Source organism: Azospirillum humicireducens (genome assembly GCF_001639105.2).
Lineage (GTDB): Bacteria > Pseudomonadota > Alphaproteobacteria > Azospirillales > Azospirillaceae > Azospirillum > Azospirillum humicireducens.
The window spans coordinates 651,488-671,976 of sequence record NZ_CP028903.1; the positions used below are offsets into that span (position 1 = coordinate 651,488).

At 67.0% G+C, this 20,489-nt stretch carries 19 protein-coding genes and 1 pseudogene; 16 read left to right on the plus strand and 4 right to left on the minus strand.

Annotated elements, in window-relative coordinates; all coding sequences use genetic code 11:
* Positions 1-19: 19 nt before the first annotated feature.
* The 14 genes and pseudogenes from A6A40_RS20505 to A6A40_RS20565 all read left to right on the plus strand — a co-directional run bounded on the left by A6A40_RS20505 (position 20) and on the right by A6A40_RS20565 (position 14,741).
* Positions 20-1,189: a glycosyltransferase family 4 protein gene (locus A6A40_RS20505; RefSeq protein WP_199275904.1), complete on the plus strand. Its 1,170-nt coding sequence runs from the start codon at positions 20-22 to the stop codon at positions 1,187-1,189.
* Between the two features lie 69 nt (positions 1,190-1,258).
* The gene (locus tag A6A40_RS20510; protein ID WP_108547729.1) at positions 1,259-2,191 is read left to right on the plus strand and encodes a polysaccharide deacetylase family protein; all 933 of its coding nucleotides are present in this window, start codon (positions 1,259-1,261) and stop codon (positions 2,189-2,191) included.
* Positions 2,192-2,520: 329 nt separating this feature from the next.
* Positions 2,521-2,814 carry an acyl carrier protein gene (locus A6A40_RS20515; protein ID WP_014188245.1) on the plus strand — a complete coding sequence of 98 codons (294 nt, stop codon included), beginning with the start codon at positions 2,521-2,523 and terminating at the stop codon, positions 2,812-2,814.
* 93 nt (positions 2,815-2,907) lie between these two features.
* Positions 2,908-4,500, plus strand: coding sequence for a class I adenylate-forming enzyme family protein (locus A6A40_RS20520; protein ID WP_108547730.1), 1,593 nt, complete (start codon positions 2,908-2,910; stop codon positions 4,498-4,500).
* A 69-nt stretch (positions 4,501-4,569) separates the two neighbouring features.
* Positions 4,570-6,624 (plus strand): asparagine synthase (glutamine-hydrolyzing), encoded by a 2,055-nt coding sequence (asnB, locus tag A6A40_RS20525; RefSeq protein ID WP_108547731.1) that lies wholly within the window; start codon positions 4,570-4,572, stop codon positions 6,622-6,624.
* A 55-nt stretch (positions 6,625-6,679) separates the two neighbouring features.
* A complete protein-coding gene (gene nadE, locus A6A40_RS20530; RefSeq protein ID WP_108547732.1) occupies positions 6,680-7,696 on the plus strand; it encodes an NAD(+) synthase in 1,017 nt (338 codons plus the stop codon).
* Positions 7,693-8,799 (plus strand): GNAT family N-acetyltransferase, encoded by a 1,107-nt coding sequence (locus A6A40_RS20535; protein WP_108547733.1) that lies wholly within the window; start codon positions 7,693-7,695, stop codon positions 8,797-8,799. Before nadE (A6A40_RS20530) ends, A6A40_RS20535 begins: the two co-directional genes overlap by 4 nt.
* A gap of 204 nt (positions 8,800-9,003) precedes the next feature.
* Positions 9,004-9,210, plus strand: a complete 207-nt coding sequence (locus A6A40_RS20540; RefSeq protein WP_236783918.1) for a hypothetical protein — start codon at positions 9,004-9,006, stop codon at positions 9,208-9,210.
* Positions 9,211-9,265: 55 nt separating this feature from the next.
* Positions 9,266-10,282 (plus strand): NAD(+) synthase, encoded by a 1,017-nt coding sequence (nadE, locus tag A6A40_RS20545; RefSeq protein WP_108547732.1) that lies wholly within the window; start codon positions 9,266-9,268, stop codon positions 10,280-10,282.
* Positions 10,279-11,385, plus strand: coding sequence for a GNAT family N-acetyltransferase (locus A6A40_RS20550; RefSeq protein ID WP_108547733.1), 1,107 nt, complete (start codon positions 10,279-10,281; stop codon positions 11,383-11,385). Before nadE (A6A40_RS20545) ends, A6A40_RS20550 begins: the two co-directional genes overlap by 4 nt.
* 204 nt (positions 11,386-11,589) lie before the next feature.
* The gene (locus tag A6A40_RS20555; RefSeq protein ID WP_236783918.1) at positions 11,590-11,796 is read left to right on the plus strand and encodes a hypothetical protein; all 207 of its coding nucleotides are present in this window, start codon (positions 11,590-11,592) and stop codon (positions 11,794-11,796) included.
* Between the two features lie 55 nt (positions 11,797-11,851).
* On the plus strand, positions 11,852-12,590 hold a 739-nt coding region (nadE, locus tag A6A40_RS20560), incomplete at its 3' end, for an NAD(+) synthase (protein WP_146191609.1).
* A gap of 1 nt (position 12,591) precedes the next feature.
* Positions 12,592-12,994 (plus strand): annotated as a pseudogene (locus A6A40_RS32445) (hypothetical protein); the annotation flags it as partial.
* Between the two features lie 49 nt (positions 12,995-13,043).
* Complete coding sequence (locus A6A40_RS20565; RefSeq protein ID WP_108547734.1) at positions 13,044-14,741, plus strand: monovalent cation:proton antiporter-2 (CPA2) family protein; 1,698 nt, start codon at positions 13,044-13,046, stop codon at positions 14,739-14,741.
* Between the two features lie 3 nt (positions 14,742-14,744).
* On the opposite strand, the gene A6A40_RS20570 is transcribed toward A6A40_RS20565, so the two are convergent.
* The 4 genes from A6A40_RS20570 to A6A40_RS20585 are packed head-to-tail and all read right to left on the minus strand — an operon-like array spanning position 14,745 to position 18,604.
* Entirely contained in the window at positions 14,745-15,782 is a 1,038-nt protein-coding gene (locus tag A6A40_RS20570; RefSeq protein WP_108547735.1) for a sulfate/molybdate ABC transporter ATP-binding protein, read from the minus strand.
* A 31-nt stretch (positions 15,783-15,813) separates the two neighbouring features.
* On the minus strand, positions 15,814-16,701 hold the full coding sequence (gene cysW, locus A6A40_RS20575) for a sulfate ABC transporter permease subunit CysW (protein ID WP_108547736.1): 888 nt from the start codon (positions 16,699-16,701) through the stop codon (positions 15,814-15,816).
* On the minus strand, positions 16,691-17,593 hold the full coding sequence (cysT, locus tag A6A40_RS20580) for a sulfate ABC transporter permease subunit CysT (RefSeq protein WP_108547737.1): 903 nt from the start codon (positions 17,591-17,593) through the stop codon (positions 16,691-16,693). The genes cysW and cysT overlap by 11 nt, the downstream gene beginning before the upstream one ends.
* A gap of 3 nt (positions 17,594-17,596) precedes the next feature.
* Entirely contained in the window at positions 17,597-18,604 is a 1,008-nt protein-coding gene (locus A6A40_RS20585; RefSeq protein ID WP_108547738.1) for a sulfate ABC transporter substrate-binding protein, read from the minus strand.
* 313 nt (positions 18,605-18,917) lie between these two features.
* Here A6A40_RS20585 and A6A40_RS30770 point away from each other — a divergent pair, with 313 nt between their 5' ends.
* Both A6A40_RS30770 and A6A40_RS20590 read left to right on the plus strand, forming a co-directional pair.
* Positions 18,918-19,058 (plus strand): hypothetical protein, encoded by a 141-nt coding sequence (locus tag A6A40_RS30770; RefSeq protein WP_158279326.1) that lies wholly within the window; start codon positions 18,918-18,920, stop codon positions 19,056-19,058.
* A gap of 489 nt (positions 19,059-19,547) precedes the next feature.
* Positions 19,548-20,210, plus strand: coding sequence for an HAD family hydrolase (locus A6A40_RS20590; protein WP_108547739.1), 663 nt, complete (start codon positions 19,548-19,550; stop codon positions 20,208-20,210).
* Positions 20,211-20,489 lie beyond the last annotated feature (279 nt).

Below are 20,489 nucleotides of genomic sequence, written 5' to 3' on the forward strand. Positions count from 1 at the left end.
GAAAGGATCAGGAGTGGACATGATCTACATCGTCTCCCCCGGCGGCACCCAGGAGAAAGGCGGAATGGGCCGTGTGGTCGACAACTTCACGACCGATCTGCGGCAGAATTGCCCGGATGTGAGGTTCGAGGTGGTCGACAGCTATGGTCCGGGCAGATTCCACCTGATGCCCCTCTACTTCGCACGGGCGACCGCCCGCCTCGCCGGCTGCTTCGTCGCCGGAAAAGCCGACCTCGTCCACATCCATATGGCGGAATATGGCAGCGTCCTGCGCAAGGGCATCCTGATCGCCATGGCCCGCACCTTCGGCGTGCCGGTGGTCCTGCACCTGCATGGCGGGCGTTTCCCGAAGCACTTCAAGGATTCGAGCCCGGTCATGCGCTGGGCGATCCGCCGCATGATGGCGATGACCAGCGAGATCGTCGTGCTGGGCGAGTACTGGCGCGACTGGGTCGCCGAGGCCTTCGGGCCGGAAGCGCGCCAGCGCACCACCCTGCTGCACAACGCCGTGCCCGGCCCGGCGAAGCCCCCCGTCCGCGACGATGCGGAGGACGGGTTCGCCGGTCCGGTACGCCTGCTGTTCCTCGGCCGGCTGATCAAGCTGAAGGGCATCGACGTCCTGCTGAACGCGCTGGCCTCCCCCACCTGCCGCGACCGCAATTGGCAGGTCACGATCGCCGGCGACGGAGACCTTGAGACCTACCGCAGCCTCGCGACGGAGCTGGGCATCGCCGACCGCGTGACCTTCACCGGATGGCTGGATCAGACCGGCTGCCGGCGCGAGCTGGCCAGCGCCCATGTGCTGGTCCAGCCCTCGATGTTCGAAGGTCTGCCGATGTCGGTGCTGGAGGCGATGGCGGAAGGGCTGACCATCGTCGCCACCCCGGTCGGCAGCGTTCCCGACGCCATCGCCGACGGCGAGACCGGGCTGCTGGTGCCGCCGGGCGACGTCGCGGCGCTGGCCGGCACGCTGGCGCGGGTGATCGACGACCGCACCCTGCGCCGCAATCTCGGCGCCGGCGCCCGCGCCCGGTGGGAGCGCCAGTTCGACGTCGCGGTGTTCCGCGAGCGGCTGCTGGAGATCTACCGCCGCAACTCGCGCGGTGGCGTGAGCGCGGCGCCCGCCGTTCCGGCCGGGCCGGTGCCGGCCTCCGGGCCGACGAGCCATTCCAAGAGCACGACGGGTTGACGCCACGGAGCCGGACCTGCTTCTGGCCCGGCCGGGCCGGAAGCATCGACAAGAAGGAGGGGATGCACCATGAAAAGCGCCATCGCCAATCTGGTGCGCTGGTCGGGATTCGGTGCGATGCAGCGGTTCCTGAAGGCGCGCCACGGCGTCACCATCGTCGTCTACCACGACCCCACCCCGGAGGTGCTGCGCGAGCATCTGCGCTGGTATTCGAAGCATTACGGCTTCACCACGCTGGACGCGGTGGCGACCGCAAGGGAAACCGGCCGCTGGGACAAGCTGCCCGCCTATCCGCTGGTGATCACCTTCGACGACGGTCATCGGAACAACACCGAACTGGCGCCGCTATTCCGCGAGTTCGACCTGCGCCCGACGATCTATCTCTGCAGCCGGATCGTCGGCACCGCCCGCCCCTACTGGTGGAAGACCCCCGCCGCCGACGGCATCGGGGTGGAGCGGCTGAAGCGGGTTCCCGATCCCGAACGCCGCCGCCTGCTGGCGGAGGCCGGCAACGATCCCGACCGTGACGGCGCCGACCGCCAGGCGATGACCTGGGACGAGATCGCGCGGATGACCGACGTTGCCGATTACGGCGCCCATACCCGAACCCACCCCATCCTCCTGCAATGCGACGACGGCCGCTGTGCCGACGAGATCGCGCTGTGCCGCACCGAGCTGGAAGAGGCGCTGGGCCGGCCCTGCCGGCATTTCGCCTTCCCCAACGGCGATTTCAGCGACCGCGAGGTCGAGGAGATCCGCCGTGCCGGCTACCGCACCGCGCGCACCATCGATCCCGGCTGGAACGACGCCTCCACCGATCCCCTGCGGCTGAAGGCCTTCCCCGTCTCCGACGATGCGACGGTGGAATGGCTCAGCGTGCAACTGACCGGCATCCCGGCCTGGCTGCGCAAGCGCAAGGGCGGCAGCGGCGCCGCCGAGGCCGGAGAGGTCATGTCCGGATGGTCGGGTACGATGACGAAACCAAAGTCCGCAGGCATATGACCGCCAATTACTGTCTCATGCCAAAGGTCAGGGCACCGTCAACTGGCCCTATAACCGGACAACAGAGTGGCTAACCACAGACTTCAAGGCACTCCTATCCTTTGATCCCTCGCAAAGCAGCGCGATGATCACAATAAAATTGCATATCACGCCGATGCGAAATCGAAGGCCGGAACGTCGGACGGACAGCAGGCAAGGGGGTCAGCCGCAACCCGCCCCCGGACAGTCCCGACGACGCAGCAGCGCCCCGCTCCGACCGAACCCTCTATCGACAGCCCCTTTTGCGACGCAACCCAAGTCGACCGAACCCAGCAGGAGTTTTCAGAGACATGCGGACCGCCACCCTGACCGACACGACCCTGACCGCTCCCGCCCTGCCGGAAATCCGCGCGTTCATCGTGGAGAACTTCCTGCTTGGCAAGGACTCCGGCTTCGACAACAGCGAATCCCTGCTGGAGTCGGGGATCATCGACAGCACCGGAATCATGCACGTCGTCGCCTTCCTGGAGGAGCGCTTCGGCATCGCTGTCGATGACGACGACATGATCGCCGACAACCTGGAATCGGTGGACCGCATCGCCGCCTTCGTCGGCCGCAAGCAGGAACTCCGCAACGCCGCCTGACCCCGCGGAAGCTGCGGAGCCTGCGGCCAAAGCGGACTTGGTCAGGGCGGGCTCGGCCGACAAGACGGGCAAAGGCAAGAAGGACATCCTCCCATGGCCCATCTGGTTCAGCAGTTCCTCGCCGAAACGGCCCGGCGCGTTCCCGACCGCACCGCGCTGATCGCCGGGGATGCCCGCCGCAGCTTCGCCGAACTGGATCGTGAAAGCGACGCCGTCGCCTGCGCGCTCCAGTCGGCGGGGATCGGCCGCGGCGACCGCGTCGCGGTGATGCTGGAGAACTCCATCGAGTATGTCGCCGGCCTGTTCGCCACCCTCAAGGCCGGCGGCGTCTTCGTCCCCGTCAATCCGTCCATCAAGTCCGACAAACTGACCTACCTGCTGGCCGATGCCGGCGTCCGGGTCCTGATCGCCCCGGCGGCGCTGGCCCGGCAGGTCCTGCCGGCGCTGGAGGCGGTGGAAACCCCGCCCGCCGTCCTGTGGGTCGGCGCCGGTCTTCCGGCCGGCGCGGCGGGCCTTCTCTACGCCGATGCGGTGGCGGGCCAACGCCGCCAGCCGACCGATCCCGGACTGATCGACCAGGATCTGGCGGCGATCATGTACACCTCCGGCACCACCGGACGGCCGAAGGGCGTGATGCTGACCCACGCCAATTACGTCAACACCAGCTGGGCGATCTCCACCTATCTGGAGAACACGCCGGACGACGTGGTGATGTGCGTCCTGCCGCTGACCTTCGGCTATGGCCTGTCCCAGGTGATGACCGGCGCCCGTGTCGGCTTCACCGTGGTTCTGGAGCGGTCCTTCGCCTTCCCGATGGAAACGCTCAAGCGCATGGTCCAGCACCGCGTCACCGGCCTGCCCGGCGTGCCGACGGTCTTCTCCACCCTGCTGGGGCTTGACGCGGCGAAGACCGCCGATCTCGACAGCCTGCGCTATCTGACCAACGCCGCCGCCCCGCTGCCGGCCGCCCATCTCCGCCGGCTGCGCGAACGCTTTCCGCAAGCCCACTTCCATTCCATGTACGGCATGACCGAGTGCTGCACCCGCATCAGCACGCTCAGCCCCGCCGAACTGGACGCCAAGCCGGCCTCCGTCGGCCGCGCCATCCCCAACTGCGAAGCCTTCGTCGCCGACGAGGAGGGCAACCGTCTTCCTCCCGGCCAGGTGGGCGAGCTGGTGGTGCGCGGCGCCAACGTGATGCGCGGCTACTGGAACCGGCCGGAGGAGACCGCCCGTCGCCTGCGCCGGGGTCCGCAGGGCGAGACCCTGCTGTTCACCGGCGATCTCTTCACCCAGGACGCCGAGGGGCACCTCTACTTCGTCAGCCGCAAGGATGACGTCTTCAAGTGCCGCGGCGAGAAGGTCAGCCCCAAGGAGGTCGAAAACGCGCTGTACGAGCTGGACGGCGTTCTGGAGGCCTGCGTGATCGGCGTCCCCGACGAGGCGGACGGCTTGGCGGTCAAGGCCTTCCTCGTCCCGCGTGACGGTGCGGCCCTGTCGGAAGCAGCGATCCGCCAGCACTGCCGCGGCCGGCTGGAAAGCCACCTCGTGCCGAAATTCATCGAGTTCCGCGACAGCCTGCCCAAGACCGACTCCGGCAAGATCCGGCGGGCGGAACTGGTGGGGGAAATGCGAGCGTCCGACGGCAGCATCTGTCCCCTCTCCCGCGTAGCGGGGGAGGGTTAGGGAGGGGGCAAAACGCCTCCGATACAGAACACCACCACCAACACCCACCCCAGGACAGAGAGCACGCTCATGTGTGGTGTCGCCGGAGTTCTCGCAGGATTGCATGCCGAACCGCCCGGTCTGGACGAGCTGAAGCGCATGATCGCCATGCTGGGCCACCGCGGTCCGGACGGCTACGGCTTCTATCGTGACGGCCGGATCGGTCTTGCCCATGCGCGGCTCAGCATCGTCGGGTTGGCCGGCGGCTTCCAGCCGATCCGCAACGAGGACAGCACCCTCTGGATCAGCTTCAACGGCGAGATCTTCAACCATGTCGAGTTGCGGCGGGATCTGGAGGCGCGCGGCCACCGCTTCTACACCCGAACCGACACCGAGGTGATCGTCCACGCCTTCGAGGAATACGGCCCCGCCACCTGGGCCAAGCTGAACGGCCAGTTCGCGATCTGCCTGTGGGACACCGAGCGGCGCGAGCTGTGGCTGGTCCGCGACCGGCTCGGCATCCTGCCGCTGTTCTATGCGCGGCGCGGCGACCATCTGGTCTTCGCGTCGGAGGCCAAGGCCCTGTTCGGCGGCGGCCGGGTGACGCCCGCCTTCGAACCGGCCCGCCTCGCCCAGGTCTTCACCCACTGGAGCACCGCGCCGCACGGCAGCGTGTTCGCAGGCGTGGAAAGCGTGCCGGCGGCCACCGCCATCCGTGTCGACTCCACGCTGGCCCTGCATGTCGACCGCTACTGGCAGCCCGATTTCGCCACCGATCCCTCGCTCGCCCGCCTGTCGCTGGACGAGGCGGCCGACCGGCTGGAGGAGACGCTGCTCGACGCCATCCGCCTGCGGCTGCGCGCCGATGTACCGGTCGGCGTCTATATCAGCGGCGGGCTGGACAGCTCGGTGATCGCCGCGCTGGCCCGCAAGCTAGACACCACCCACATGCACAGCTTCGGCATCCGCTTCACCGACGCCGGTTTCGATGAGACGCCGCAGCAGCGGCTGGTTGCCGGCCATGTCGGGACCGAGCATCACGACATCCTCTGCAGCCCGCAGGATATCCAGGCGGCATTGCCCGACGTCATCCGCCATGGCGAGACGCCGCTGATCCGCACCGCACCCGCTCCACTGTTCCTGCTGTCGCGTCTGGTGCGCGAGAGCGGCATCCGTGTGGTGCTGTCGGGCGAGGGCGCCGACGAGTGGCTGGCCGGCTACGACATCTTCAAGGAGGACAAGGTCCGCCGCTTCTGGGCGCGCCAGCCCGACAGCAAGGCGCGGCCGAAGCTGCTCGGCCGCGTCCATCCCTTCGCCGCCGTCAACGGCCAGAAGGACAGCCCGCTTTGGCAGGCCTTCTTCAAGCGCGGGATGATGGATACGGAGGAGACCTTCTACGCCCACCGCACGCGCTGGCGGAACACCGCCTGGTCGCAGCGCCTGCTGTCCGCCGATGTCCAGGCCGCCGCCGACGATGCCGCCTTCGAGGCGCATGTGGCGGCCCATCTGCCGGACGGCTGGTCGCGCTGGTCGCCGCTCGCCCGCAGCCAGTGGGCGGAAATCGCCACCTTCATGAGCCCCTACCTGCTGTCGGCGCAGGGCGACCGCGTCGCCATGGCCAACAGCATCGAGGTCCGCTATCCCTTCCTCGACCCGGCGGTGGACGACCTCTGCGCAGCATTGCCGGACCGGGTGAAGATGCTGGGGCTGCGCGACAAGCTGGCCCTGCGCCGGCTGGCCGCCCGCCACCTGCCGGCCGAGATCTTCCAGCGGCCGAAGCGCCCCTACCGCGCGCCGATGACCACCGCCCTGTTCGGCGATGGCGCCCCGGACTATGTGCGCGACCTGCTGTCGCCGGAGGCGCTCGCCCGCTACGGCCTGACCGACGCCGACGCCGTCTCGGCCCTGGCCGACAAGGCCCACCGCCAGAACGGCCGCATGGCCGGCGAGCGGGAGGAGATGGCCCTCGTCGGCACGCTGACCCTGCAGCTGTTGGCTCATTACGTCCACGACGAGCTTCCCCAGCGCGTCCGCGAGCAGCGCGACGCCCTGGACCGTGCCGAAATCCATGTGCTGGAGGACCGGGCATTGAAAGATCGGGATGCCGACGCCCGGACCGCCACGCCGCAACCCACCGCGGCCTGACCGCCGCGACCTTTTGCGACCGACGATGCATCAACCCCCATCGGGAACCGTGACCATGCTGAACGCCCTGTCCTCGCCCCTCGCTCAGTTCGACTCCAAGGCCCTCGATCTGGATTGCGCGGCCGCGGCGCGCGAGATCGAAGACGCCATTCAACGCATCGTCGCCCATGATCTGCGCCGCCAAGGCATCGTGCTCGGCGTGTCCGGAGGAATCGACAGCTCGGTCTGCGCCACGCTGGCCGTCCGCGCCCTGGGGCCGGAGCGCGTGCTGTGCATCCTGATGCCGGAGAAGGAGAACTCGCCGAAGAGCACCCGCCTCGGCACCCTGCTCTGCGAGCATCTCGGCGTGACCCCGGTGATGGAGAACATCACCGGCGCGCTGGAGGCGTTGGGCTGCTACGAACGGCGCGACAACGCCATCCGTCGGCTGTTCCCGGAGTTCGGTCCAGGCTGGAAGCAGAAGATCGGGCTGGCCGGCAACCTGCTGGATGCCGACCGTGTCAACTACTTCACCCTGACCGTCGAATCGCCGGAGGGGGAGCGCCAGACCAGCCGCATGCCTGTGGACGTCTATCTCGACGTCGTCGCCGCCACCAATCTGAAGCAGCGCATCCGCAAGACGGTCGAATACACCCATGCCGACCGCCTGAACTACGCCGTGCTCGGCACGCCCAACCGGCTGGAGTATGAGCTGGGATTCTTCGTGCGCGGCGGCGACGGTCTGGCCGACCTGAAGCCGATCGCCCACCTCTACAAGTCGCAGGTCTACCAGATGGCGGCCTATCTCGGCCTGCCGGCGGAAATCCAGGCTCAGTCGCCCAGCACCGACACCTACACCCTGCCGCAATCGCAGGAGGAGTTCTACTACGCCCTGCCCTACGACACGCTGGATCTCGCGCTCTGCGCCTATGGCCGGGGGGTCGGCGAGGAGGAGGCCGCCGAGGCGCTGAACCTGAGCCTGCAGCAGGTCCACCGCGTCTACAAGGACATCACCGCCAAGCGACGCACCTCCGCCCGCATCCTGCGCGATGCCCATCTGGTGCAACCGGTGTCCGTCGGGGAAGAGGCATGAGCGTCATAGATTGGAAGCAACGTGGCGTCGCCCGGTATGAACCGGGTGATCGCGCCGCCCTGGAGGCATTCCAGCGCGCGTATTTCGGTGCCGAAGCGATCCAGCTGTGTCCCGACCATTTCCACTGGCTGTTCGAGGAACCGCCGGAACGGGAGCATGAGGGGCCGCAGCTCTGGCTGTGCAAGCGCAACGGTGCGGTGGTGGGCCAGCAGGGCGGCATTCCCTTCACGCTGAAGGTGGGTGAGCGCAACCGCCGGGCGTCCTGGGCAATCGACCTGATGGTCGCCCCGGAATGGCGCCTGAGGGGCGTCGGGCCGGCCCTGTCGGAAACCCATTCCGGTGCCGGCGATCTGTCCGTGTCGCTGTCGATGACGGAAGCCGCCTACAAGTCCTACAAGCGGGGCGGCTGGCTCGATCTCGGCAATGTGCCGACCTATCTGCGGGTGATCGATCCGCTGCGCTGCCTGCGCGTCAGCCCCTATGGCGGCGGATTGGCCAAGCTGGTCGCCCGGATCGGCAAGCCGGCGCTGGCCACTGCCTCGATGGGCTACGGGCTGTCTGCCAAGCTGCTCGGGGCAAGGCTGGTCGAGATCGACCGCTTCGACTACCGGGTCGACGATCTGTGGGAGGCCGCCTCGCCGCAGCATCCGGTGATCGCACGGCGCGACTGGGCCTTCCTGAATTGGCGTTTCGACAGCACGCCGCAGGCCGCCCGCTTCCGCCGCTTCTATGTCATGCGCGGCGAGACCGTGCTGGCCTATGTCGTGCTGCGGGTCGACCACTGGAAGGGCGAGCCGGTCGGGGTGATCTGCGACTATCTGGCCCGGCCGGGCTGGCTGGTGGCCGCCTTCTCGCTGATGACCGAGTTGGCGCGCCGGCAGGGGATGGTCGCGCTGATGTGCCGGACGTTGAACGCCCAGGCGGCGCGGCCGCTGTCGATGATGGGCTTCCTGTGCCTGAAGAACGGCCTGCGCACGCCGACCCGCATGATGGTGCGGCCGGCGCTCGACCAACCGGAGCTTGCCGGGCCGACGGGCGATCCCAAGAACTGGTTCGTCACCGTCGCCGACAGCGACATGGGCTTCAAAGGCTTGGGCGAGTAGAAGACGCCAAGCACAAAACGCGAAAAGGCCGCTTTCCCACAAGGGAGGCGGCCTTTTCGCTGATCGCGATAAAATCGAGTTTCAAGTGACGGGATGTATCTTCAGATTGTCCATGAAGCGGCTTACCGCTGTGCATGGCGCCCGGTGAGATCAAGCCGATCGAGCGATTAGCTGGCCGACAAGGCCCACCGCCAGAACGGCCGCATGGCCGGCGAGCGGGAGGAGATGGCCCTCGTCGGCACGCTGACCCTGCAGCTGTTGGCTCATTACGTCCACGACGAGCTTCCCCAGCGCGTCCGCGAGCAGCGCGACGCCCTGGACCGTGCCGAAATCCATGTGCTGGAGGACCGGGCATTGAAAGATCGGGATGCCGACGCCCGGACCGCCACGCCGCAACCCACCGCGGCCTGACCGCCGCGACCTTTTGCGACCGACGATGCATCAACCCCCATCGGGAACCGTGACCATGCTGAACGCCCTGTCCTCGCCCCTCGCTCAGTTCGACTCCAAGGCCCTCGATCTGGATTGCGCGGCCGCGGCGCGCGAGATCGAAGACGCCATTCAACGCATCGTCGCCCATGATCTGCGCCGCCAAGGCATCGTGCTCGGCGTGTCCGGAGGAATCGACAGCTCGGTCTGCGCCACGCTGGCCGTCCGCGCCCTGGGGCCGGAGCGCGTGCTGTGCATCCTGATGCCGGAGAAGGAGAACTCGCCGAAGAGCACCCGCCTCGGCACCCTGCTCTGCGAGCATCTCGGCGTGACCCCGGTGATGGAGAACATCACCGGCGCGCTGGAGGCGTTGGGCTGCTACGAACGGCGCGACAACGCCATCCGTCGGCTGTTCCCGGAGTTCGGTCCAGGCTGGAAGCAGAAGATCGGGCTGGCCGGCAACCTGCTGGATGCCGACCGTGTCAACTACTTCACCCTGACCGTCGAATCGCCGGAGGGGGAGCGCCAGACCAGCCGCATGCCTGTGGACGTCTATCTCGACGTCGTCGCCGCCACCAATCTGAAGCAGCGCATCCGCAAGACGGTCGAATACACCCATGCCGACCGCCTGAACTACGCCGTGCTCGGCACGCCCAACCGGCTGGAGTATGAGCTGGGATTCTTCGTGCGCGGCGGCGACGGTCTGGCCGACCTGAAGCCGATCGCCCACCTCTACAAGTCGCAGGTCTACCAGATGGCGGCCTATCTCGGCCTGCCGGCGGAAATCCAGGCTCAGTCGCCCAGCACCGACACCTACACCCTGCCGCAATCGCAGGAGGAGTTCTACTACGCCCTGCCCTACGACACGCTGGATCTCGCGCTCTGCGCCTATGGCCGGGGGGTCGGCGAGGAGGAGGCCGCCGAGGCGCTGAACCTGAGCCTGCAGCAGGTCCACCGCGTCTACAAGGACATCACCGCCAAGCGACGCACCTCCGCCCGCATCCTGCGCGATGCCCATCTGGTGCAACCGGTGTCCGTCGGGGAAGAGGCATGAGCGTCATAGATTGGAAGCAACGTGGCGTCGCCCGGTATGAACCGGGTGATCGCGCCGCCCTGGAGGCATTCCAGCGCGCGTATTTCGGTGCCGAAGCGATCCAGCTGTGTCCCGACCATTTCCACTGGCTGTTCGAGGAACCGCCGGAACGGGAGCATGAGGGGCCGCAGCTCTGGCTGTGCAAGCGCAACGGTGCGGTGGTGGGCCAGCAGGGCGGCATTCCCTTCACGCTGAAGGTGGGTGAGCGCAACCGCCGGGCGTCCTGGGCAATCGACCTGATGGTCGCCCCGGAATGGCGCCTGAGGGGCGTCGGGCCGGCCCTGTCGGAAACCCATTCCGGTGCCGGCGATCTGTCCGTGTCGCTGTCGATGACGGAAGCCGCCTACAAGTCCTACAAGCGGGGCGGCTGGCTCGATCTCGGCAATGTGCCGACCTATCTGCGGGTGATCGATCCGCTGCGCTGCCTGCGCGTCAGCCCCTATGGCGGCGGATTGGCCAAGCTGGTCGCCCGGATCGGCAAGCCGGCGCTGGCCACTGCCTCGATGGGCTACGGGCTGTCTGCCAAGCTGCTCGGGGCAAGGCTGGTCGAGATCGACCGCTTCGACTACCGGGTCGACGATCTGTGGGAGGCCGCCTCGCCGCAGCATCCGGTGATCGCACGGCGCGACTGGGCCTTCCTGAATTGGCGTTTCGACAGCACGCCGCAGGCCGCCCGCTTCCGCCGCTTCTATGTCATGCGCGGCGAGACCGTGCTGGCCTATGTCGTGCTGCGGGTCGACCACTGGAAGGGCGAGCCGGTCGGGGTGATCTGCGACTATCTGGCCCGGCCGGGCTGGCTGGTGGCCGCCTTCTCGCTGATGACCGAGTTGGCGCGCCGGCAGGGGATGGTCGCGCTGATGTGCCGGACGTTGAACGCCCAGGCGGCGCGGCCGCTGTCGATGATGGGCTTCCTGTGCCTGAAGAACGGCCTGCGCACGCCGACCCGCATGATGGTGCGGCCGGCGCTCGACCAACCGGAGCTTGCCGGGCCGACGGGCGATCCCAAGAACTGGTTCGTCACCGTCGCCGACAGCGACATGGGCTTCAAAGGCTTGGGCGAGTAGAAGACGCCAAGCACAAAACGCGAAAAGGCCGCTTTCCCACAAGGGAGGCGGCCTTTTCGCTGATCGCGATAAAATCGAGTTTCAAGTGACGGGATGTATCTTCAGATTGTCCATGAAGCGGCTTACCGCTGTGCATGGCGCCCGGTGAGATCAAGCCGATCGAGCGATTAGCTGGCCGACAAGGCCCACCGCCAGAACGGCCGCATGGCCGGCGAGCGGGAGGAGATGGCCCTCGTCGGCACGCTGACCCTGCAGCTGTTGGCTCATTACGTCCACGACGAGCTTCCCCAGCGCGTCCGCGAGCAGCGCGACGCCCTGGACCGTGCCGAAATCCATGTGCTGGAGGACCGGGCATTGAAAGATCGGGATGCCGACGCCCGGACCGCCACGCCGCAACCCACCGCGGCCTGACCGCCGCGACCTTTTGCGACCGACGATGCATCAACCCCCATCGGGAACCGTGACCATGCTGAACGCCCTGTCCTCGCCCCTCGCTCAGTTCGACTCCAAGGCCCTCGATCTGGATTGCGCGGCCGCGGCGCGCGAGATCGAAGACGCCATTCAACGCATCGTCGCCCATGATCTGCGCCGCCAAGGCATCGTGCTCGGCGTGTCCGGAGGAATCGACAGCTCGGTCTGCGCCACGCTGGCCGTCCGCGCCCTGGGGCCGGAGCGCGTGCTGTGCATCCTGATGCCGGAGAAGGAGAACTCGCCGAAGAGCACCCGCCTCGGCACCCTGCTCTGCGAGCATCTCGGCGTGACCCCGGTGATGGAGAACATCACCGGCGCGCTGGAGGCGTTGGGCTGCTACGAACGGCGCGACAACGCCATCCGTCGGCTGTTCCCGGAGTTCGGTCCAGGCTGGAAGCAGAAGATCGGGCTGGCCGGCAACCTGCTGGATGCCGACCGTGTCAACTACTTCACCCTGACCGTCGAATCGCCGGAGGGGGAGCGCCAGACCAGCCGCATGCCTGTGGACGTCTATCTCGACGTCGTCGCCGCCACCAATCTGAAGCAGCGCATCCGCAAGACGGTCGAATACACCCATGCCGACCGCCTGAACTACGCCGTGCTCGGCACGCCCAACCGGCTGGAGTATGAGCTGGGATTCTTCGTGCGCGGCGGCGACGGTCTGGCCGACCTGAAGCCGATCGCCCACCTCTACAAGTCGCAGGTCTACCAGATGGCGGCCTATCTCGGCCTGCNGATCAAGACGAAGCATCGTCCGGCAAACCGGATCGATGAGTCATCAATTTTAGATCGGAGAAGCGCAAACCGACCGGTTCGCGCTGGCAGGCAACTTTCTATCTCTCTTGGCCGATCAGGTCAAGCCCTTTTTCGGCCTCTCCACCGAAGCATCGGCGGAGCATTGAGCGGAAACGACCCTGCCCCAATCCATCGGGGCCTCGACCACCGCCACATCCATGTCCGGATGCCGCCATCGGTCGAGGAGCGGCTATATACTCAGGCCGATCCGGATCGTCCAGGACAAAATTCATCACGTCACGATTTTGCCCCATCCCGCCAGTCCAGCGTCGGCTTCCGAATGGGAATGGCGCGGAGCGGAACATCTTCGTCGGGTGACCTGCGGGATGCACTTGCGGGATAGGCCTCTGCAAGACCATACAGTTGCGCCCCTGCCCCATCGCGATCCGGCCATGCTCGACCTCACTCTTCTCCTGGACGTCCTGTTCCTGCTGCTGGCGGCGATTCTCGTGGTGCCGCTGTTCCAGGTTCTGCGCATCCCGGCGGTGCTGGGGTATCTCGTGGCCGGAGCCATGCTTGGCCCGCACACGCCGGGGCCGGTGGTCGATCTGGCTGTGCCGCAGGTGCTGTCGGAGTTCGGTGTCGTCTTCCTGCTGTTCGCAATCGGTCTTGAACTGCCGGTCTCCCGCCTTCGGGCGATGCGGCATTACATCTTCGGCCTGGGGCTGATGCAGGTCGGGCTGACCAGCGCCGCCATCGGCCTTGCCGCCTGGTGGCTCGGCCTGACCCCGGAAGCGGCGCTGATCGTCGGCGGCATGCTGGCCTTCTCCTCCACCGCCACGGTGCTGAAACTGCTGGTCGAGCGTGGGGAGACCGTCGCCCGTTTCGGCCGCATCTCGGTCGCCGTCCTGATCTTCCAGGATCTGGCGGTGGTGCCGCTGCTGACACTGCTGCCGCTGCTGGCGGACGCCAATGCCAGCATTCCGCTCGCCCTGGCGCTTGCAACGGCCAAGGCGGTGGCGGCCATCGGCGTGATCATGCTTCTCGGCCGCTTCGTCGTCCGTCCTGCCTATCGCTTCATCGCGTCGGCCGGCAACCCGGAGCTGTTCACCGCCACCAACCTGTTCGTGGTGCTGGCTGTCGGCTGGCTGACCGCGGAGGCCGGCATGTCGATGGCGCTGGGCGCGTTCCTGGCCGGCATGCTGCTGGCCGATACCGCCTACCGCCATCAGGTGGAAGCGGACATCGAGCCGTTCCGCGGCCTGTTGCTCGGCCTGTTCTTCATGACCGTGGGCATGTCGCTGGATCTGCCCGCGATGCTGACGGAGGCGGGGACCATCGCCGCGATCACCACCGCATTGCTGGTCGGCAAGAGCCTGCTGCTGTTCGTGCTTTGCCGGCTGTCCGGGTTGGGATTGGCAACGTCGCTGCGGATCGGGCTGCTGCTGTCGCAGGGCGGCGAGTTCGCCTTCGTGCTGGTCGGCAAGGCGGTCGGGCTGTCGGTCCTGGACGGGCACACCGGCCTGCTGCTCTCCTCTTCGGTCGCGCTGAGCATGGCGGTCACGCCGGCCATCGGCGCCCTGGCCCAGCGGCTTGCCCAGTTCATCGAAGCCCGGATGGGGGCAGAGGCCTTTGGCATCGAGACCAGCGACCTGAAAAGCCATGTGCTGATCTGCGGCTACGGCCGTGTCGGCAAGGCGGTCGCCAAGCTGCTGACCGAGCACAACATCGCCTATGTGGCACTGGACCTGGAGCCGCAGCGCATCGCCGCGGCGCGCCATGACGGGCTGCCGGTCTATTACGGCGACGCCAGCCAGGGCAGCGTCCTGCGCGCCGCCGGGATCGAGCGCGCCCGCGCCGCCGTCATCACGCTGAACCGGCCGGATGCCGCGCACCGCGCAGTGGAGGCGATCCACGCCACGGCCCCGTCGCTGCCGATCATCGCCCGCGCCCATGACCTGGGGCAGAGCGCCGCCCTGGCCGGCGCCGGCGCCACCGCCATCGTACCGGAAACCATGGAGGCCAGCCTGCAACTCGCCGGTCTCGTGCTGCGCAGCGCGGGGGTCGAGAGCGCCGCGGTCGACCACAGCCTGAAAGCCTACCGCGACGGCAATTACCGGGCGCTCGCCGACCAGAAAAACACCGACTGAGCCTTATCGGGCGAAGACGCGCGCCCGGTCGATGTGCACGGCGCAGCGGTCGCCGGCGACGATGCCGAGCGTGGCAAGCCGCTCGCGATCCATCTCGGCCTCCAGCGCCAAGCCGGCGAGGTCGATCTCGATCCGCGCGTCCGGCCCGACGACATGGATGCCGGAGATGCGCCCCGGACCGGTCGAGGCCGGGGTGACGCCGAGATCGTGCGGGCGGACATAGGCCACCGCCGGTCCCTGCACGCCGCCTTCGGTCGGGATCACCAGGGTGCCGTCGCCGACATGGGCGACGCCGCCCTCCACCGTGCAGTCGAAGCGGTTCACCTGACCGAGGAACTCATAGACGAAGGCCGAGGCAGGGTGGTCGTAGACTTCCGCCGGAGTGCCGATCTGCTCGATCCGGCCCTGGTTCATCACCACCACCCGGTCGGCCAGTTCCAGCGCCTCCTCCTGGTCATGGGTGACGAAGACCGAGGTGATGTGGATGTCGTCGTGCAGCTTGCGCAGCCAGCGCCGCAACTCCTTGCGGACCTTGGCGTCGAGCGCGCCGAAGGGCTCGTCCAGCAAAAGCACCTTCGGCTCGATGGCGAGCGCGCGGGCGAGCGCCACGCGCTGGCGCTGGCCGCCCGACAGCTGCGCCGGGTAGCGGCCGGCGAAGGGCGACAATTGCACCAGGTCCAGCAGCTCGCTCACGCGCTGGCGGATCTGGGCGCTGCCCAGGCGCTGGCCGCGCGGCCGCACCTTCAGGCCGAAAGCGACATTCTCGAACACGGTCATGTGCCGGAACAGGGCGTAATGCTGGAAGACGAAGCCGACCTGCCGGTCGCGCGGCTTCAGCCCCAACGCCTCCTCCCCATTCAGAAGAAGGCCGCCGGCGTCGGGACTTTCCAGCCCGGCCATGATGCGCAGAAGCGTGGTCTTGCCCGAGCCGGAGGGGCCGAGCAGAGCCAGAAGCTCACCCGACTGCACTTCCAGATCGACAGACTCGAGAGCGGTGAAATCGTTGAAGCGCTTGGTGATGCCTGAAACCTGGATCGCCATGGGTAGTCTATTCCTCTCCAGAATCCGGCGATCAGTGCCGGGCCGCCGCCAGCTCGTCCCCGAATCGCCACTCCAGCGCGGTCTTCACGACCAGCGTGACCAGGGCCAGCATGGCCAGGAGCGAGGCGACGGCGAAGGCGGCGACGAAATTGTATTCGTTGTAGAGAATCTCGACATGCAGCGGCATCGTGTTGGTCTCGCCCCGGATATGGCCGGAGACGACCGAAACGGCGCCGAACTCGCCCATCGCGCGGGCGTTGCACAACAGCACGCCATAGAGCAGGGCCCACTTGATGTTGGGCAACGTGACCCGCCAGAAGGTCTGCCAGCCGGAGGCCCCCAGCACCAGCGCCGCTTCCTCCTCGTCGGAGCCCTGTTCCTGCATCAGAGGGATCAGTTCGCGCGCCACGAAGGGGAAGGTGACGAAGATGGTGGCGAGCACCAGCCCCGGCACGGCGAAGATGATCTGGATGCCCATGTCGCGCAGATAGACGCCGAACAGGCCGTTCATGCCGAACAGCAGCACATAGATCAGACCCGAAATCACCGGCGACACCGAGAAGGGCAGATCGATCAGCGTGATCAGAAGGTTCTTGCCGCGGAAGTCGAATTTGGCGACGCACCAGGACGCAGCGACACCGAACAGCAGGTTGGCCGGCACCGAGATGGCGGCGACGATCAGCGTCAGCTTGATCGCGGCGACGGCGTCAGGTTCGATCAGCGCCGTCCAGTAGGCGTCGACACCGCGGCGCAGCGCCTCCACGAACACCGCCACCAGCGGCAGCAGCAGGAACAGCGCAAGGAACAGCAGGGCTCCGCCGATCAGGGCGGCACGGACCCAGGCGGGTTCCGTCAGGGCCGATTGCGCGGGCGGCACCGGGATGGAGGCCGGCGCGGAAATGCTGGTGTCAGCGGGCATGGCGCGACCTCATCCACTGCTGCAGAAGGTTGAGGATCAGGAGCATGAGGAAGGAGACGCCCAGCATCGCGGTGCCGACCGCGGCGGCGCCGGCATAGTCGTACTGCTCCAGCTTGATGACGATCAGCAATGGAACGATCTCGGTCAGGCCGGGCATGTTGCCGGCGATGAAGATGACCGACCCGTATTCACCGACGCCGCGGGCAAAGGACAGCGCGAAGCCGGTCACCAGCGCCGGCAGCACCGCCGGCAGGATCACGCTGCGGAAGGTCTGGAAGCGCGAGGCACCGAGGGAAGCCGCAGCCTCCTCTTCTTCCGCCGGAAGGTCCTGCAGGATCGGCTGGACGGTGCGGACGACGAAGGGAAGGCCGATGAAGGTCAAAGCGATGGCGATGCCCAGCGGCGTGAAGGCGACCTTCAGTCCGAAAAGCTCGTTCAGCGGCTTGCCCAGCCAGCCGTTCGGGGCATAGAGCGCGCTGAGCGCGATGCCGGCAACCGCGGTCGGCAGGGCGAAGGGCAGATCGACCAGCGCATCGACCAACCGCTTGCCGGGGAAGTCGTAGCGGACCAGCACCCAGGCCACCAGGAAACCGAACACCGCATTGGTCAGCGCCGCTGCGAAGGAGAGGCCGAAACTGACCTCGAACGCGGCGATCACCCGCGGCGTCGTCACCGCAGACCAGAATCCGCCCCAGCCGAGACTGCTGGAGCGCAGGATCAGCGCGGCCAGCGGGATCAGGACGATGAAGCTGAGATAGGTGAGCGTGAAGCCAAGAGTCAGCCCGAATCCCGGGATGACGCTGGGTTTCCGGAAGAGGGGAATGGGGGCGCGGACCGTCACCGCGCCCCCCTTTCCCGCCAGAGCGCCGTCGCTGTCGGCAGCAGCGACCATAGGTCAGCGCCCCTTCTGGAAGATCTGGTCGAAGACACCACCGTCGGAGAAATGCTTCTCTTGCGCGGCACGCCAGCCCCCGAATTGGTCGATCGTGACCAGCTTAACATCGGCAAAGCGTCCCGCATACTGGGTCGCCAACTCCGGAAGTCGCGGACGGTAGTAGTTCTTGGCCGCGATCTCCTGCCCTTCACGGGTGTAGAGGAATTGCAGGTAGGCCTCGGCCACCTTGCGGGTGCCCTTGCGGTCGACGACCTTGTCGACGACGGCCACCGGCGGTTCGGCCAGGATCGACAGGCTGGGCACCACGATCTCGAACTTGTCGGCGCCGAATTCCTGCAGCGACAGGTAGGCCTCGTTCTCCCAGGCGAGCAGGACGTCGCCGATCTCCCGCTGGGTGAAGGTCACGGTGGAGCCGCGGGCGCCGCTGTCCAGCACCGGAACGTTCTTCAGCAGCTGCGATACGAATTCCTTGGCCTTGGTCTCGTCGCCGCCATTGGCCTGCAGGGCATAGGCCCAGGCGGCCAGATAATTCCAACGTGCGCCGCCGGACGTCTTCGGATTCGGCGTGATGACCTGGACGCCCGGCTTCACCAGATCGTTCCAGTCCTTGATCCCCTTCGGATTCCCCTTCTTCACCAGGAACACGATGGTCGAGGTGTAGGGAGCGCTGTTGTTCGGCAGGCGGCTCTGCCAGTCCTTCGGCAGCAGGCCGGCATCGGCGATGGCGTCGATGTCATAGCCCAGCGCCAGGGTCACGATGTCGGCGTCCAGCCCGTCGATGACGGACCGCGCCTGCTTGCCGGAGCCGCCGTGCGACTGGCGCACGGTCAGAGCGCGGCCGGTTTCCGCCTCCCACTTCTTGGCAAACGCCTTGTTGAACTCGACATAGAATTCCCGCGTGGGATCGTAGGACACGTTCAGCAGTGCGTCCTTGGAATCTGCGGCGGCAACACCCAGCCAGGCCAGCGTCAGGCCGGCGGCGAGCAGGGTCAGGCGACGAAGCGACATGACGGGAGTCTCCTTGGGTGGCTCCTGAATTGCACGAACTTCTTTCGTGGTATCTGTGCCGTGTTTTCTATTTGTTGTGTAGAGTTTGCCGATTGGTGGTGCGCTTGGGAAGTGGTTTTTTCGCATCCCCCCGCGGGAAAAATGCAAATTCCAATCAACCCGTTGGCGTTAAAGCGGAAAATGCGTCCGTGACCCTCCTTCGGCGCATTCCAGGAGACCCTGCGTCGGATGGGGAACCACATCCGAAACCGGCAACTTTGTTGGCTTCACCCTGTTGATTGCCGACAGATCGACGACCTCAGGAGCGCACAAGATGGCCGGCCCTTTCCGGAAAGTGGGGAATGAACTCCCGAAGGCGGGCACATCGCGGGGCCTTGGCCGCCCCGCGATGTGGACAATTCTTGGCATCCTCGCGGTCATGGCCCTGCTGCTGCTGTTCTTCCCGACCTGGTGACGGCGGACGGCGGGGGGGGGGGAGCGATGCTGGTCTTATGGTGACCGGGACAACTGCGCGGATCCCCGCCGCCCCATCGCACGGCCGATACAGGGGTCGGCGCTACGAGGAGCAGTGGCGCCGACGGGTCCGGGGATAGTGCCGAAAAGGCGGCGTGCCCCAGGCACGCCAGCGAATGCGTACGATCGCATACCGATAGGATAACGAGGCGGTTATCCAGCCGCAGACCCCATTCGGGGTCGCGCCTGCGGCGAAGGGGCGAAACGCGACGAACCCGCTTTCCAAGGCTTGATCATACTAATATATTGCAGTCGATGCTGCAGCCTGCCTCATGTTTTGCCGGACGGCCGCTTCGCGTGGCGGTCCCATCGGGCGGCTTCCGGATGCTCCTCTCGGTCTTGAGGCCCGCCGTGCCAGTTTGGCCGGCGGCTTCCATGTCCGTCCTGGGGCGCACCTCTCTCATCAAGACCTGCAAAACGGGACCTGGACATGACCTTGCCCTGCCAAGCGGTCCTGTTCGATTTCGACGGAGTGATCGTCGACTCGAACGCGATCAAACTTGAAGCCTTTCTCAGCCTGTACCGCGGGCATGGCCCGGAGGTGGACCGGGCGATCGCCGATTTCTACCATCGCAACGGCGGGCTGCCGCGGGGGCAGATGCTCCACCACTTCGATCAGGTGCTGCTGGGCCTGCCACCGGACGGGGAGCGGATCCAGGAGATGGTCCGGCGCGTCGGCGGGATGGTGGAAGACGCCGTCACCGCCTGCGAGGAGATCCCCGGCGCGCTCGGATTCATCCGCCGCCATGGCGGCCGGCACCCGCTGTTCATCGCGTCGGGCACGCCGGAGACGGAGTTGCGGCGGATCGTGGAGCGCCGCGGCTGGACGCCGCTGTTCGCCGAGATCGCCGGCAGCCCCCGCCATAAGACCATCGTCGTCGCCGACCTGATCGCCCGCCACGCCATCGATACCAGCCGCAGCGTCTTCGTCGGCGACGCCCTGACCGACTTGGAGGCGGCGCAGACCAACGGCCTGCCCTTCATCGGCATCGTCCGCCCCGGTGCAGAGAATGTCTTTCCCGCCGGCACCCACATCGAACCCGACCTGAGCGGGCTGGAAAGCGCCATCGCGACGGTTCTTGGCCGGGCATAAACGTCCAAACCAGGCTCATGTCGCGCGGATCGCGCGATGCGGATCGGCTGGCCGTCGGCAAAGGCGCCGGCCGGCCCGATCATCCGCCCGACGCCCGGCACTATCGCAAAATCTCCCGGCCCCGCCGCCATCGCCTGCGGCAAACTGTCCGCTCCGCCGTGAGCACGCCGAAGCGGTTTGCCTTCCGCCCTGATATATTAGTATAATAATACTGCGATGCTTCCGGTGAGGCCCAAACCATGACCGCGGACCCATTGGAAACGGCACTGCTCCTGCGCG